We start from the raw sequence: 13,730 nt of genomic DNA on the forward strand, positions 1-13,730 counted from the left end.
GTTCTGATGAGGTTCTTGATCCAGATCATCGAGGCCCGAAGGCAGAGGCAGGCGAGGCAGTCGGCAGGGGTCTCGTGGTAGCGAGTGGCGATGCCTCGCCGGGCTGTCCACCTTCGGCCCTTCTTCCGCATGGCGGCCATCTGGTGAGAGATCCCGCTCGGCTGCTTGAGTTGGCCACTCTGACCGTGCGAGCCGGTCGCCGCGCATTCGGCCCACCCCCGACGTCGTGGCCAGGGTCGACGCCCAGCACACCGCGAACGTCCGAGAACTCGCATAACTGACCCTCGATGCAGGGTGTTCACGACCTGCTGCGCTGCCAGGTACGGAAGTGGGCCGGGCGGACCGAGGACCCCGGTGCGGTGTCCATGGACACCCAGACCGTGCGCGCCACGGCCAGTGTCCCGGCCACACGCGGGTTCGCGCCGCTGCCCGAGCGGTGGATCGCCGAGCAGGTCTACGGCACGCTGATGCGGCACCGGCACCTGGTCCGCGACTACGAACCGAGGCGACCGCTAACAAAACTCCCTCTCACAGCGCTTCCACGTCCTGAGCCCGAAGTGGCCAAGGCCGCGGCCGAGGCGGTGGCCGCCGTGGTGCCGCTGCGACGTGATGGCCACACCAGACACCAAAAACGCCTCCGTCGGGGGTGCTCACCCTCGACGGAGGCGCTGGAAAGTGGCGGAGGATCGGGGATTTGAACCCCGGATGGGCGTGAACCCAAACCGCATTAGCAGTGCGGCGCCATAGACCGGACTAGGCGAATCCTCCAGTAGCCATCAGGCTCAGCACAGGCTACCGGTTCGGCGAGCCAACCGGCAAAGTCTGCGCCCAGTGGTTCCGACAGCATAGTCCGAAACGGTTCCGGACGTCCCGCTCCCGGGGCCGCGGGAGCGAGGCGACGACGGTCAGCCCAGGCGGAACCCGGTGAACCCGCAGGCCTTGGCCAGGTCGTTGCCGTGCTGCTGCATGGCCGCGGTGTTGGGCCGTCCGATGGAGGAGGTGTCGCCGGAGCTCAGTTTCCGCAGCATCTCGGCCGTCTCGTCGAGGTCGCCGGCGAACGCGGTCGCGGCGGTCTCGACGTCCCCGCCGGCGTTCTGGCCCTCCGACCGCACCTTCGCGGCCGTGTCCGAGAACTTCTGGGCGGTCGAGGAGGCGCCGCTCGGCGACGTCATCGACATGCCGCCGGTGGAGAAGCTCCGCAGCTCCGTCTCGATGTTCTTGCAGGCGGTCGTCTTCTTCCCGCCGGCGACGGCGTCGACCACGCCACAGCCCGTGGAGCCGAGCATCAGGGCGCCGATCGCGACGACGCCGGCCAGCTTGGCGGCGGACATACGCATGGGGGTTTCTCCTTCAGGGGGTTGGACTTCGGATGAGACCGGAATCTTAGACACTCTGGCCTCGATCACACGTTGGGCGTACTTCGACCACGGAGGGTTCCGTGGCTCAAGTCACGCTTCGATAACCCCACATCTGCGGGCTGATTTGCGGACAGGTCCATAGAGCCGGTGCACTTGGCCGCGGCGAGCGCCCGTAGCGCATCTGACCACGGATCATCGCAGTTCCCCCTATGCGCGGCCAGCGAATCCGCAAGGTCGGGACCCGTCAGACCTCCGTGAATCAGACGCCGTATTTCACGGCTGAAACGGGCTGACTCTCCGGGTTCCGCCGGGCAACCGCGTGGAGCCTGGATGCCACTTCACGCTGACGCCGATGCCCGCACCGCCTACCTGCGTGCCCGCCGGGACGCGTGGCGCCGCTCCCGACCGGTTCCGGACTACTACGACACCGAGCCCGCACCCGCGCCAGTGACGCGGGCGGAGGAGAACCTCGTCGGTCACTGGCATTTCGGTGCCTCTCGGGCACGCAACCGGTAGTGCTACCGCGAGCACCGGTGCGATGACCCGTGGACCTTGCGTAGGGGCGGCGTCCGATACGGCTTTGTATGCGCGGCTTCAGGGGCGCGTCCCGGCCAGCGTTGTGTCGCACCCTGCTCCCTCATGAACGCTCTGCGATGTTGTCGCAGCTGTCGAGGATCGCGCCGACGGGACCCTCGGGCCGATGCGGGGGGACCAAAGCACGGATCAAGCGGGGACGAAAGCCCCCTGGTTTTCACAAATGCCCATTGTATAAACAAGAAGTCATTGGTCAAACGGGAGACGGGAGGACCGAGTGATCAACGTCGCCCTGTCCGCGGGCGCCGACTCTGAGCTGGGGTTTCCGGCGTGGCTGCGCGCGGCCCACTTCATCAACCTGCTCTTCATGGGGCTGCTGATCCGCAGCGGCTTCGAGATCCTCTCCAGCCATCCGCGCCTGTACTGGCGCAACGACTGCGGGCCCGGTACGGAATGGATCCGCTTCACCAAAAAGAAGGTCCCGTCCGAGGAGGGCGCCTACTTCGCCCGAGACGACGAGTGCACACTCTCGCCACTGATCTCCCTGCCCGGCCGCAAGAACATCGGGATCGCGCGGTACTGGCACGGCGTCATCACCACGCTGTGGATCCTCAACGGACTGGTCTATGTCGTGCTTCTCTTCGGCACCGGCGAGTGGCGGCGCATCGTGCCCACGTCCTGGAGCGTCTTTCCCGACGCCTGGGAGTCCCTGAAGATCTACGCGGGCTTCGGGGTCCCGTCGCTTGAGCACTTCCAGCCGTACGACGCGCTCCAGCAGCTCATGTACTTCACGGTGGTGTTCGTCGCGGCGCCCCTGATGATCGTGACGGGTCCGGTCATGTCGCCGGCCGTGGTCGGCCGGTTCCCCTGGTACCCCAAGCTGTTCGGCGGACGCCAGGCGGCACGGTCACTGCACTTCCTCGGCATGGCGTTCTTCGCGGTGTTCACCGTCATGCACGTGACGCTGGTCTTCGTCGTGCACCCCGACCACAACCTCACCCAGATGGTTCTCGGCGAGGCCGACCCCGCCCGCTTCGCACAGGCGCTGACCATGACCATCATCGGCCTCGTGGGCGTCGTGGTGCTGTGGCTGGCGGCCAGCTACTGGAGCCTGTCGGACCTGCGGCGCAGCCAGGTGATCTTCGAGAGGCTGACCGAGCCGATCCGGCGGATGACGGTCAACCGCCTCGTGTCCCGCCAGCGCAGTAAGCAGGTGTGGACCGAGAAGGACATCTCCCCCTACCACTGGAGCAACGGACGTCACCCCGTGGGAGACGAGTCGCCAGAGTGGGGCCGTCTTCGTGGGAACGACTGGAAGGACTACCGCCTTGAGATCGGCGGGCTTGTCGACGAACCCGTCTCCTTGAGCCTTGACGACCTGCGGGCGATGCCGCGGCAAACGCAGATCACCATGCACACGTGCATGCAGGGGTGGACGGGCATCGCCAAGTGGAGCGGGGTGAGGCTCAAGGACGTGCTGGACCTGGTCGAGAAGAAGCCCGGCGCGCGCTACGTCAAGCTCACGTCCTTCGGGCTGGCCCAGAAGATGCACGGCGGAAAGCCGTTGGAGCCGTACTACACCTGCCTCCCTCCGGAAGTGGTCGAGGAGGATGAGACCATCCTCGCCTTCGACATGAACGACAAGCCCCTACCCCTGACGTTCGGCGCCCCGCTGCGTCTGCGGGTCGAGTCCATTCACGGCTACAAGATGATCAAATACATCCGCAGCATCGAATGGGTCGAGGATTACCGCACCGAGGGTGACGGGCGCGGCGGCACCCGGGAGGACTCCTCGTACCAGTCCTTCAACGCTCGGATCTGATCGCGGCGACCGCCCTCGGGCGACCCGCGAGGCGCTTGAGGAACATGCCGATCAGCCGGCTTCGCCTGCTCGCCGTCGCCCCCGTGGCCTCGGCCGGCAGGCGTTCGCCTTCTCGCCTCCCCCAGAAGGTGGGCGGACGGGAGCATCTCACGCACCGGGTATGGTGCCGACGCCATGCCATGAGTCCCTCGCCGGTGACGTCGTCCGCGCAAGCGGAGCGGCGACCGGCAGGGTGTCACCGGTACGGCCCGGATGCCCTAGACTTGGGCCGTCGCCGCGGCGGGGTTATTGGCTCTACGTCCGTATACGAGACTGGTAGACTCCTCCCGGCAACGACACCCCTGGTGGAAGCCAGGAAACCGGCAGCCGTAGCTCAACGGATAGAGCATCTGACTACGGATCAGAAGGTTGGGGGTTCGAATCCCTCCGGCTGCGCATCTCTGGCTGTGGCGCTCCTTGATCTTCAAGGGGCGCCATGATCGTTTTGGGGCGACGCGGGTCAGTTCGTCCAGGGGCGTAGCTTTTCGGGGTTGCGGATGGCCCACATGTGCCTGATCCGGTCGTCTGCGATGTCGAAGGCGATCACCGTCACGGTGACGCCGGCTTGTTGGAGCACCAGGCCGGGTTGGCCGTTGACCGTGCGTTCCAGGATCGTCATGTCGGGTGCCTTGCCGGCGATGTCGATGATGGTGCGGGCGATCTGTTCGCTGCCTTGGATCGGGTGGAGTTCGGCGCTGACGAGGCCGCCGCCGTCGGCGATCGTCGTGGCGTCGGGGTCGAGGAGCCCGACGAGGGCGGCGATGTCCTTGGCCTCCCACGCCCGCTTGAAGTCCCGGACGATGTCGGCCTGCCGGGCCGTGGGCGTCGCGGGAGCCCGCGACGTGCGGATGCGGCGGCGGGCCGAGGAGGCCAGCCGGCGGCAGGCCACCGGTGTGCGGCCGACGATCTCGGCCACTTCGGCGAAGGGGTAGCGGAAGACGTCGTGCAGGATGAACGCGACGCGCTCGGCCGGGGTCATCGATTCGAGCACGATGAGGAAGGCCATGTTGATCGACTCGTCGAGGGTGACCCGGTCGGCCGGGTCGACCATGGTCCACTCCGTGTGTTCGGGCAGCGGTTCGGGGATCCATTCGCCCACGTAGCGCTCGCGCCGGGCCCGTGCCGAGCCGAGCAGGTCGAGGCAGATGCGACTGGCGACCGTCGTCAGCCAGGCGCCGGGGGATTCGATGGCGTCCTGCTGGTGCCGGGGCATGGCGTACCAGCGCACGTAGGTCTCCTGCACGACGTCCTCGGCTTCTGCCAGGGAGCCGAGCAGGCGGTACGCGAGATTGAGCAGATGGCGCCGCTCGCTCATGATCGCGTTCAGGCCCGGATCGGGACGGCCGGTGGTCATGGTCTCGACGACTCCCTTGGTCGCGTCTGCCCTCATCAGTCCGACGAGACAGCGCACCGAGGTGTGAGGTCGGCGCGTCACCTCACATTCTGAGGGGGCGTGTCGTCGTACTGCCGAGACGAACACATCGTCCAGGCAACATCCCTCCGGAGGGAAGACGGCGTCCCCGCCGGGACGTGCGGCGGGGGCGTTGGGAGTCAGCGGGGTTCGGGCCTGCCGCCGGGGGTGATCTGCTGGAACAGGGGCTTGCCGACCCCGAGGAGCGTGCGGCCCATCATGCCGTTGATGATGCCGGCGGCGGAGGCGTACCACGCGCAGATGGCGGTGAGGATGCCGATGTAGCCGCCGACCTTGATCGTGCTCTCGCTGGTGGCGAAGTTCCCGATGAACAGGATGATCTCCGTTGCCTCCAGCGTCACGAACACCGCGAGGACGGCCTGGTTGACCTGGGTGGCCCACAGCATCATGTAGGTGTTGAAGATCGCGAAGGCCAGCAGGATCCAGCCGAGGTCGTTGGCCTCCTGGGTGGGGGTGGCCCCCTTCGCGACCAGGAGGACGTACAGGCCGAGGCCGATCCAGAAGCCGCCGTAGGACGAGAAGGCCGTGGACCAGAACACGTTCCGGTTGCGGAACTCCCACATGCCCGCCAGGAGCTGGACGAGGCCGCCGTAGGCGAGGGCGTAGCCGAGCCATGCGTCGGTGCCGTCGGTCCAGGCCGCGTTCTTGACGGACAGGAGGAACGTGGTCAGGGCCAGGGCCGCCAGGCCCAGGGGGGCCGGGTCGGCGACCGCGGGCGATGTCTGCGGAGTGGACTCCTGCTCGACGTGGGTCATGGTGCCTCCTTGGTGGAGTCCCATCGCCGTGTCTCGCTCGGTCTGGGGTCGGCCGGGCAGGGATGGACGAAGGAATGCGACAGCGGACGTCGGGAAAGGCCGCACCGGCGGTGACGAGACTCGCGTTGCCCCATACTGATCCGACCTCACCGTCATGCCAGGCATCCGGCGCGATTCAGATGGCGTCAGATGCGTCCCTGAAGTGCGGGGACCGCTGACCGGACGGTGTATCCGGACAGTCCCGATTCGGATCATAACTTCCGGCCGGCCGCCCGGTCAGGACCCTGTTCACGGGATATTCCCGGCCTATGCCCACAAAATCGGGTGGTCAACGTTGAACCGGGGTGCCGGAGACGTTCTCGGCGTCCTGTGAGGTGCTCGATATGGCGTGAGACGTCCTGGTCATGTCCAGGTTTTTCCTCACCTGGATCTCGCCTTTGTCATTCCGTACGGGAGTTGAACGAATCGGCGCTAATCATCGACAAGGCATGGCAAGGAAATGTCGGTCACCGGCGGTCCGTCATGGTGCCGAATGGGCCGGTGTGACGGCTGTTGGCAGGGGCCGTCAGTCGACCACGGCCTTGCTGAACGTCGGCGGGTCTCCCAGCATGGCCCGGTGCGACCGCGGCCGGCTGCCGTCGACGTCCACGACGCCCAGCTCCTCGCCCAGCTCGGCGCCGATGACGACCTGCCCGGACCACCTCATCGGATCCTCGTGCCGGGCAAGGGCGTCGATCACCCGTCCGCTGAACTGCGGGGACTCCGCCCCGGCCGCGAAGGACGCGTACCGCTCCGGGACCCCCTCGAAGAGGGCCCTGTTCCGTTCGGTCTTCAGCAGGCCCATCCACAGTGAGATGACGGCCACGTTGTAGGGCCGGAAATCCACCGCCATGTCGTGGGCCATCTTGTCCACGGCGGCTTTCCCCGCCCCGTAGGCCGGGCCGTGCATATAGCAGCGGCCACCGAAGGACGAGGTGTTGACGACGAGCCCCGCACTGTTCTCGATCAGCAGGGGCGCCGCGTAGTAACTCGCCACGTATGCCGAACGCATTCCCACGTCGAACATGCTCTGCAGCGCCAGCGGCTTCTCCCAGAAAGGCCCCTTGCGGGCCAGGCCGTCGGGAATCGTGAAGGCGTTGTTGACGAGAATGTCCAGCGTCCCCGACTCGCGTTCGACCCGCTCGAACAGGGCCGCCACCTGATCGTCATCGGAATGGTCGCATATCACCGGGACGCCGGTGCCGCCGCGCTCGTCGATCTCCCGGGCGGTGGCGAAGACCGTGCCGGGGAGTTCGGCGTCGCCCTCGGCGCGGGTGCGTCCGGTGACGTACACCGTCGCTCCGGCCTCCCCCAGGGCGAGCGCTATTCCCTTTCCGGCGCCGCGGCTGGCGCCGGTGACGACCACCACACGGTTCTCGGTCAGGCCCATTCGTCTCTCTCCGCAAGGAATTCCAGCATCACCGCGGGGGTCTCGCCGGACTTCTCGATCTGCGTCATGTGCCCGGCCCCTTGATCCCGGCCATGCGCGGTTCCTTACCTCGGGGACCCTCCGCGACCGACTGTGCAGGACGCCGTCCCCTCCGACCCCGGCCGTCCCGCTCAGTGGGAGCCGGGCCCTCCGGGCATGGGCAGCGTGATGCGGACGATCGTGCCCTTGGACGGTGCGGAGAGGAGTTCGGCGTGTCCGCCATGGGCGGCGGCTATGGCGGCCACGATGGGGAGGCCGAGGCCGGTGCCGCCGCGGTCGCCGCGGTGGAAGCGCTCGAAGGCGCGGGCGGCGGTCTCCGGTGCCATGCCCGGCCCCTTGTCCGCCACCTCGATCAGCCCCGGAGCCAGACGGATGGTCACGGGCGTTTCAGGGGGCGTGTGGGCGCGGACATTGGCCAGGAGGTTCGCGAAGACCTGGCGTATGCGCGCCTCATCGACGTTCGCGACGAGCGTGTCCGGGGCGTTCAGGCTGAGGGGACGGTCGGGTTCGGCGGCGGTCGCGTCCGCCACCGCGTCCCGTGCGAGGACGACCAGATCGGCCGGTACCGGGTGCAGGGACGCCTCGCGGTCCAGGCGGGCCAGCTCCAGCAGGTCGGTGACCAGGTCGTTCATCCGGCGCGCCTCGCCCTCGATGCGGCGCATCGCGTCCGGCAGTTCGGCGGGGCCGAGGGCGCCGTGCCGGTAGAGCTCGGCGTAGCCCTGGATCGTCGTCAGCGGCGTGCGCAGCTCGTGGGACGCGTCGGCGGCGAACTCGCGAACCCGGGCCTCGGAGCGGCTCCGCGCCCAGAACGCCTGCTCGATCCGCTCCAGCATCACGTTGATGGCGGCGGCGAGCCGGGCGGTCTCGGTGCGCCGGCCGGGGCCCGGCATGCGGGCGCGCAGGTCGCCGCCGGCGGTGATCGCGTGCGCGGTGGCGGCCATCCGGTCCAGCGGCAGCAGGCCGCGGCGGATGAGCCACCGCCCGAGCACGAGCAGGGCGGCCAGCAGCAGCGCGCCCGTCGCCACCTCGGAGAGCACGAGATTGCGGACGGCCGCGTGGATCTCGCTGAGCGGGGAGGCCACGACGACGATGCCGTTCCGCCATGGCCGGGCCACCGCCCGCAGCCCGGGAAGGGAGAACGGTTCGAGGTTGCGTGCGCGGGCGGCCAGCTCGTCCCGCCCGAGCCTCTCGATCGCGGTGACGGCGGGGCCTGAGACCGGGTCGTCGCCGCTGAGGACGCGCACCCGTCCCGCCTGCCCCACGGCCAGCACCACGAACTGCGTCGGCGCCACGCCCTGCTCGGGCAGCCCGGGACGCAGCAGCCGGGACACCGCCCGGTCCCGGGTGGCCTCAAGCTGCCGGTCGACCCGGTGCATCAGGTAGCCGTTCAGGACGAGCGCGCTGACCAACCCCATGATCACCAGGCCGGCGGTGGTGACCGTGAGCAGGCCGGCGAGCAGCCGCGCGTTGAGCGTCATGGCCGCAGCGCGTAGCCGACACCGCGCCGGGTGTGGATGAGCGGGGGGCCGAGCGGGTCGAGCTTGCGCCGCAGGTAGCTGATGTAGGTCTCGACGACCTGCGGGTTGCCGTGGTCCCAGCCCCACACGCCCTCCAGCAGCCGGGCGCGCGACAGGACCACGCCCGCGTTCCGCATCAGGTAGGCGAGCAGGCGGAACTCGGTCGGCGACAGGTCGACCTCGACGCCGCCGCGCCGGACCGTCCAGTGGGCCTCGTCCAGTTCGAGGTCGGCCACGCGCAGGACGGTGTCCTCGGACGGCGCCGGCGGCGGGGCCGTCCTGCGCAGGACGGCCCGCACCCGTGCGATCAGCGCCTCGATGGAGAACGGCTTGGTGACATAGTCGTCACCGCCGAGGGTGAGGCCGATGACGGTGTCGGACGGGGTGTCCTTCGCGGTCAGGAAGATCACCGGAACCTGGTCGCCGTCCGCGCGGAGCCGGCGGCACACCTCGAAGCCGTCCAGGCCGGGCAGCATGACGTCCAGCAGGACGAGGTCGGGACGCTCCTTGCGGACCGCCCGCAGCGCCTCCTCGCCGGTGGCCGCGGTGCCGGTCGTGAAGCCGTGGAAGCGCAGCGCGACATCGACGAGGTCACGGATGTTGGCCTCGTCGTCCACGATGAGCACCCGCCGGCTCTCGCTCATCGGCTCCCGCAGATCGTCCGTTCGGGCTGTCGCTTCGACGGTACCCCCCGCCGGTCAGCGGTGCCGGGGGACGCGGATCAGGCGGGCCGTGCGGGTGTTCCCGGTTCTCTCGCCGGCGACGAGAACCTGGTCGCCGGCGGCCAGGGCTTTGAGGGTGGACTTGTCGCCGTCCTTGCGGACGCGGGTCTTGTCGTCGGCGGTCCATGTCCACGACACGCCGTCGACGCTGCTGACGGTGACTCCGCCGGACGAAACGGACGTGATCTTCCCGCGCTGCCAGGTCGCGAGGTGGAAGCCGTCCCTGCGCTGGACGGTGGCCTCGCCGTGGACGCCGTGAAGGGCGCGCGCCCGCCGGAACGGGTGCCCCTTCCCCGGATGACCGGGATGACCGGGGTGCGCGGTGGGGGAGGCGGAGGGCGCGGGATCGGCGGCGGACGCGGGGACGGCGAGGTACAGGCCGAGCCCGAGGAGGCCGGCGGCGCCGGCTCCGGCCGCGATGGTCTTGGTTCGCATGTGGTTCAGCCAACCGGAGGCGCCTGGCAGCAGACCTCCGCGAATCCTGGGAGAACCCTGGGAGTTCGGCTGCCGCGGCGGTATGTATGACCCATACAAGCCATATGCCGGATGCTTATGCATAGGAGGGACACGCCGCGACTACACCGGGCGGATCCCCCGCCTCTCCCCGGGCACCCTGACCCGCTACGGGCCTTCCCTGCGCCGCCCGGTCGGCCCCCTGCACTGGGCGGGCACGGAAACCGCGACCAGGTGGGCCGGCTACATCGACGGCGCGGTCGAATCCGGCCACCGCACCGCCGCCGAAGCGGCCCGCAGGCCCGCCGGCTAGCCGGAGCCGGAGCCGGGGTCAGGGTCGGGGGCGGAGCCGGGGGCGGAGTCGGCGAGGGTTTGCAGGACCTGGTCGCCGTACTTGGCGAGTTTGTTCTCGCCCACGCCGTTCACCCGGGACAGCTCGTCCAGGGTCGCGGGAAGGGCGGTGGCGATCTCGCGGAGGGTCGCGTCGTGGAAGATGACGTAGGCGGGGACGCCCTGCTCCTTGGCGGTGGCGGCGCGCCAGGCGCGGAGGCGCTCGAAGATCGGCATGGCCTCGGCGGGGACTTCGGCGGGCGCCTTGGCGGACTTCGCGGCCTTGGCGGTCTTCACGGTCTTCGCGGCGGGACGTTCCGGCTCGCGGCGCATCATCACCGTGCGCCGCCCGCGCAGGACCTCGCCGCTCGTGTCGGTCAGGACGAGGGTTCCGTGGTTGCTCTCCACGGCGACCAGCCGCTGCGCGAGAAGCTGCCGGATGACGGCGCGCCACTCGACGTCCCGCAGTTCGGTGCCGATGCCGAACACCTTGAGCGAGTCGTGGTCGAACTGGATGACCTTCGCGTTCTTCTTGCCGAGCAGGATGTCGACGATGTGGCCGGCGCCGAACTTCTGCCGCCGTTCGCGGTCGAGCCGGACCACCGTGGACAGGACCTTCTGGGCGGGGACGGTCGCGTCCCATGTCTCGGGCGGGGTCAGGCACGTGTCGCAGTTGCCGCAGGGTTCGGCCGGCTGGCCGAAGTAGGCGAGGAGCTGGACGCGGCGGCATTCGACGGCTTCGCAGAGGGCGAGCATGGAGTCGAGGTGCGTGCTCTGGCGGCGCCGGTGGTCGGCGTCCCCCTCGCCGCCGTCGATCATCTTGCGGAGGTTGACGACGTCCTGCAGGCCGTAGGCGAGCCAGGCGGTGGACGGGAGGCCGTCACGCCCGGCGCGTCCCGTCTCCTGGTAGTAGCCCTCCACGGACTTGGGCAGGTCCAGGTGGGCGACGAAGCGGACGTCGGGTTTGTCGATGCCCATGCCGAAGGCGATGGTCGCGACGATGACGAGGCCGTCCTCACGGAGGAAACGCGCCTGGTTGGCGGCGCGCGTCTCCGCGTCCAGGCCCGCGTGGTAGGGGATGGCCTCGATGCCGTTCTCGGTGAGGAACGCCGCGTGCTTCTCCACCGAGTTGCGGGACAGGCAGTAGACGATCCCGGCGTCGCCCTTGTGCTCGCTCTGGAGGAGGCGCAGGAGCTGGCGCTTGGCGTCGGTCTTCGGCTCGATCCGGTACTGGATGTTGGGGCGGTCGAAGCTGGCGACGAAGTGCCGGGCCTGTTCGAGCTTGAGGCGGGCGGCGATCTCGCCGCGGGTCGCCTCGGTCGCGGTCGCGGTGAGGGCGATGCGCGGGACGTCGGGCCAGCGTTCGTGCAGGCCGGACAGCATCAGGTAGTCGGGCCGGAAGTCGTGCCCCCACTGCGACACGCAGTGCGCCTCGTCGATCGCGAACAGGGCGACGTCGGCCCGGTCGAGCAGTTCCACGGTCGAGGCGAGCTTCAGCCGTTCCGGTGCCAGATACAGCAGGTCGAGCTCACCCTGGACGAACTGGGCCTCGACCACGCGGCGCTCGTCGAGGTCCTGGGTGGAGTTGAGGAACCCCGCCTGGACGCCGAGTGCGCGCAGCGCGTCCACCTGGTCCTGCATGAGGGCGATGAGCGGGGAGATGACGATGCCGGTGCCCTTCCGGACCAGCGCCGGAATCTGGTAGCACAGCGACTTCCCGCCGCCGGTCGGCATCAGGACGAGCGCGTCCCCGCCGGCGACCACATGCTCGATGATCTCCCGCTGACCGTCCCGGAACGTGTCGTAGCCGAACACGCGCCGCAGGGTGTCGAGCGTCTCCGGCATCTCGGGGGAAGTCATCGGCCCATAGTATGAACCGCCGCCGACACCCGTCCCGGGAAACCTCACCTGTGGATGGCCTGTACCAGCTCCGGTGTCACTTCGTTCAGATGGCCGGCGACATGGGCGGCCAGTGCCAGGGCGTCCGCCGCCACGGGGTGGGCCGGGCGCGGGACCGCGATCACCGTCATCCCCGCCGCGTGCGCCGAGCGGAGCCCGTTGCCGGAGTCCTCGATGGCGACGCAGTCACGGCCCGCCGCCTCCATCCGGGCGGCGATGGTGAGATACCCGTCCGGTGCCGGCTTGCCGCGCTCCACCTCCTCGGTCGACACGGTCGCGTGGAACAGGCCGGCCACCCCGAGCTTCCCGAGCACCAGGTCGATGAGGATGCACGGGGACGAGCTGGCGAGCCCCAGCGGGCGGTACCCGGCCATCCGGCGGACGGCCTCCTCGGCGCCCGGCAGCACCGGCAGCCCCTTCCCGTAATGCTGCGACATCCGGTCGATCACCTCGTAGGCGACGTCCTCCCCGGTGAGGCCGTCGACGAGATCGGAGGCGATGTAGTCGGCCCACTCGTCGGTGCTCATGCCCATCAGCCGCTCCTGGGTGTCGGGCAACCAGCGTCCGCCGTGGTCGGCGACGAAACCGCGCCGGACCTCCTCCCACACCGGTTCCGAGTCGATCAGGACTCCGTCCAAGTCGAACACGATGGCCTGCACGGACATGGCCCCTCCCCCAGGAGCTCGCGCGGCGATATATCGTCCACTACCCGGTGTGGTCGGGACGGAACCCCACGCGTGCCCCCGGTGCCGCCTTACCGGATTTATCCGGCGAATGCGACATTATTTCGTTTCGGTCTGGCATCGTGGTGCCCCTCCGTTCCCCCTCCGGAGTCACTGCAGAGGAGATCTGCCCATGATGTTCCTCGGTTTCCTGCTGGTCGCGATCGTCATCGCCGTCGGAGCCGGTGTCGTTCTCGACAACACCGACGCCGCGCACCTCGTCGTTTTCGGCCAGGCCGTGCCCGGCCTGAACAACGAATGGCAGGTGTTCCTCGCAGGCGCTGGCATGGCGCTCGTCCTCGTCCTCGGCATGACGCTCACCGTCGTGGGCGCCGCCCGCCGCATCCGCACCCGCCGGGACCTGCGCGACCTGCGCGATGAGCACAAGGAGTCGCTGACCACGCTGGAGATGGAGAAGCGCCGCCTGGAGCGCGAGCTCGCCCGCGTCCGGCAGGGCACGGCCCGGCGGTCCGGGCAGCGGGAGCCGGCCGCGCCCCCGCAGCGGGAGCAGGGCCCGGCGGCGCAGCGGGGACCGGCCGCGGCGCCGCAGGGTGTGCGCGCCGGGTCCCGCTCGCAGGTCTCCGCGGCGTCCCCCTTCTTCGAGCGCAACGAGTAGCGCGACGAGTAGTACGCGGCGGTGACGGGACGAACCAGCCGAATCGTCACGTAGAAGGATGGC

Annotated in this window: 14 protein-coding genes and 2 tRNA genes; 6 read left to right on the forward strand and 10 right to left on the reverse strand. The window is 69.3% G+C overall.

The genetic code is table 11. The annotated features are described in order from the left end of the window. The first annotated feature begins 365 nt into the window (after positions 1-365). Positions 366-698 carry a hypothetical protein gene (locus ACQP1N_RS00880; RefSeq protein WP_131732279.1) on the forward strand — a complete coding sequence of 111 codons (333 nt, stop codon included), beginning with the start codon at positions 366-368 and terminating at the stop codon, positions 696-698. On the opposite strand, the gene ACQP1N_RS00885 is transcribed toward ACQP1N_RS00880, so the two are convergent. Both ACQP1N_RS00885 and ACQP1N_RS00890 read right to left on the reverse strand, forming a co-directional pair. Continuing rightward, positions 677-768, reverse strand: a tRNA-Ser gene (locus tag ACQP1N_RS00885). The two genes, ACQP1N_RS00880 and ACQP1N_RS00885, sit on opposite strands and share 22 nt — an antisense overlap. 137 nt (positions 769-905) lie before the next feature. Further along, a complete protein-coding gene (locus ACQP1N_RS00890; RefSeq protein WP_067793920.1) occupies positions 906-1,337 on the reverse strand; it encodes a hypothetical protein in 432 nt (143 codons plus the stop codon). Between the two features lie 351 nt (positions 1,338-1,688). Here ACQP1N_RS00890 and ACQP1N_RS00895 point away from each other — a divergent pair, with 351 nt between their 5' ends. From ACQP1N_RS00895 to ACQP1N_RS00905, 3 genes are all read left to right on the forward strand, one after another. Continuing rightward, the gene (locus tag ACQP1N_RS00895; RefSeq protein WP_433228569.1) at positions 1,689-1,874 is read left to right on the forward strand and encodes a hypothetical protein; all 186 of its coding nucleotides are present in this window, start codon (positions 1,689-1,691) and stop codon (positions 1,872-1,874) included. 295 nt (positions 1,875-2,169) lie between these two features. Continuing rightward, positions 2,170-3,714, forward strand: a complete 1,545-nt coding sequence (locus ACQP1N_RS00900) for a molybdopterin-dependent oxidoreductase (RefSeq protein WP_433228571.1) — start codon at positions 2,170-2,172, stop codon at positions 3,712-3,714. Positions 3,715-4,076: 362 nt separating this feature from the next. Then, positions 4,077-4,149, forward strand: a tRNA-Arg gene (locus ACQP1N_RS00905). A gap of 64 nt (positions 4,150-4,213) precedes the next feature. Here ACQP1N_RS00905 and sigJ read toward each other — a convergent pair. The 6 genes from sigJ to ACQP1N_RS00935 form a co-directional block, all read right to left on the reverse strand. Continuing rightward, a complete protein-coding gene (gene sigJ / locus ACQP1N_RS00910) occupies positions 4,214-5,143 on the reverse strand; it encodes an RNA polymerase sigma factor SigJ (RefSeq protein ID WP_433228572.1) in 930 nt (309 codons plus the stop codon). A 161-nt stretch (positions 5,144-5,304) separates the two neighbouring features. Beyond that, positions 5,305-5,940: an acetate uptake transporter gene (locus ACQP1N_RS00915; protein ID WP_433228573.1), complete on the reverse strand. Its 636-nt coding sequence runs from the start codon at positions 5,938-5,940 to the stop codon at positions 5,305-5,307. Positions 5,941-6,505: 565 nt separating this feature from the next. Next, complete coding sequence (locus ACQP1N_RS00920) at positions 6,506-7,369, reverse strand: SDR family NAD(P)-dependent oxidoreductase (RefSeq protein WP_433228575.1); 864 nt, start codon at positions 7,367-7,369, stop codon at positions 6,506-6,508. A gap of 170 nt (positions 7,370-7,539) precedes the next feature. Then, a complete protein-coding gene (locus tag ACQP1N_RS00925) occupies positions 7,540-8,886 on the reverse strand; it encodes an ATP-binding protein (protein WP_433228576.1) in 1,347 nt (448 codons plus the stop codon). Then, a complete protein-coding gene (locus ACQP1N_RS00930; RefSeq protein WP_067793926.1) occupies positions 8,883-9,569 on the reverse strand; it encodes a response regulator transcription factor in 687 nt (228 codons plus the stop codon). Before ACQP1N_RS00930 ends, ACQP1N_RS00925 begins: the two co-directional genes overlap by 4 nt. A gap of 54 nt (positions 9,570-9,623) precedes the next feature. Further along, on the reverse strand, positions 9,624-10,082 hold the full coding sequence (locus ACQP1N_RS00935; protein ID WP_433228577.1) for a DUF5666 domain-containing protein: 459 nt from the start codon (positions 10,080-10,082) through the stop codon (positions 9,624-9,626). An 82-nt stretch (positions 10,083-10,164) separates the two neighbouring features. Here ACQP1N_RS00935 and ACQP1N_RS00940 point away from each other — a divergent pair, with 82 nt between their 5' ends. Beyond that, complete coding sequence (locus tag ACQP1N_RS00940; RefSeq protein WP_084262481.1) at positions 10,165-10,413, forward strand: FAD-dependent oxidoreductase; 249 nt, start codon at positions 10,165-10,167, stop codon at positions 10,411-10,413. Here the strand turns inward: ACQP1N_RS00940 and recQ are convergent. Both recQ and ACQP1N_RS00950 read right to left on the reverse strand, forming a co-directional pair. Then, positions 10,410-12,290 (reverse strand): DNA helicase RecQ, encoded by a 1,881-nt coding sequence (gene recQ / locus ACQP1N_RS00945; RefSeq protein ID WP_433228579.1) that lies wholly within the window; start codon positions 12,288-12,290, stop codon positions 10,410-10,412. The genes ACQP1N_RS00940 and recQ overlap by 4 nt on opposite strands. A gap of 44 nt (positions 12,291-12,334) precedes the next feature. Then, positions 12,335-12,994: an HAD family hydrolase gene (locus ACQP1N_RS00950; protein WP_433228580.1), complete on the reverse strand. Its 660-nt coding sequence runs from the start codon at positions 12,992-12,994 to the stop codon at positions 12,335-12,337. A 190-nt stretch (positions 12,995-13,184) separates the two neighbouring features. Here ACQP1N_RS00950 and ACQP1N_RS00955 point away from each other — a divergent pair, with 190 nt between their 5' ends. Beyond that, complete coding sequence (locus tag ACQP1N_RS00955) at positions 13,185-13,667, forward strand: hypothetical protein (protein ID WP_433228581.1); 483 nt, start codon at positions 13,185-13,187, stop codon at positions 13,665-13,667. Positions 13,668-13,730: the final 63 nt, after the last annotated feature.

It is taken from the genome of Actinomadura formosensis, from assembly GCF_050948385.1.
Lineage (GTDB): Bacteria > Actinomycetota > Actinomycetes > Streptosporangiales > Streptosporangiaceae > Spirillospora > Spirillospora formosensis.

Excerpts from the sequence above, each read along its gene's own strand:
- ACQP1N_RS00880 (WP_131732279.1), top strand. The coding sequence starts at position 366 with ATGGACACCCAGACCGTGCGCGCCACGGCCAGTGTCCCGGCCACACGC.
- ACQP1N_RS00890 (WP_067793920.1), bottom strand. The coding sequence starts at position 1,337 with ATGCGTATGTCCGCCGCCAAGCTGGCCGGCGTCGTCGCGATCGGCGCC.
- ACQP1N_RS00895 (WP_433228569.1), top strand. The coding sequence starts at position 1,689 with ATGCCACTTCACGCTGACGCCGATGCCCGCACCGCCTACCTGCGTGCC.
- sigJ (WP_433228572.1), bottom strand. The coding sequence starts at position 5,143 with ATGAGGGCAGACGCGACCAAGGGAGTCGTCGAGACCATGACCACCGGC.
- ACQP1N_RS00915 (WP_433228573.1), bottom strand. The coding sequence starts at position 5,940 with ATGACCCACGTCGAGCAGGAGTCCACTCCGCAGACATCGCCCGCGGTC.
- ACQP1N_RS00920 (WP_433228575.1), bottom strand. The coding sequence starts at position 7,369 with ATGGGCCTGACCGAGAACCGTGTGGTGGTCGTCACCGGCGCCAGCCGC.
- ACQP1N_RS00925 (WP_433228576.1), bottom strand. The coding sequence starts at position 8,886 with ATGACGCTCAACGCGCGGCTGCTCGCCGGCCTGCTCACGGTCACCACC.
- ACQP1N_RS00930 (WP_067793926.1), bottom strand. The coding sequence starts at position 9,569 with ATGAGCGAGAGCCGGCGGGTGCTCATCGTGGACGACGAGGCCAACATC.
- ACQP1N_RS00935 (WP_433228577.1), bottom strand. The coding sequence starts at position 10,082 with ATGCGAACCAAGACCATCGCGGCCGGAGCCGGCGCCGCCGGCCTCCTC.
- ACQP1N_RS00940 (WP_084262481.1), top strand. The coding sequence starts at position 10,165 with ATGTATGACCCATACAAGCCATATGCCGGATGCTTATGCATAGGAGGG.
- recQ (WP_433228579.1), bottom strand. The coding sequence starts at position 12,290 with ATGACTTCCCCCGAGATGCCGGAGACGCTCGACACCCTGCGGCGCGTG.
- ACQP1N_RS00950 (WP_433228580.1), bottom strand. The coding sequence starts at position 12,994 with ATGTCCGTGCAGGCCATCGTGTTCGACTTGGACGGAGTCCTGATCGAC.
- ACQP1N_RS00955 (WP_433228581.1), top strand. The coding sequence starts at position 13,185 with ATGATGTTCCTCGGTTTCCTGCTGGTCGCGATCGTCATCGCCGTCGGA.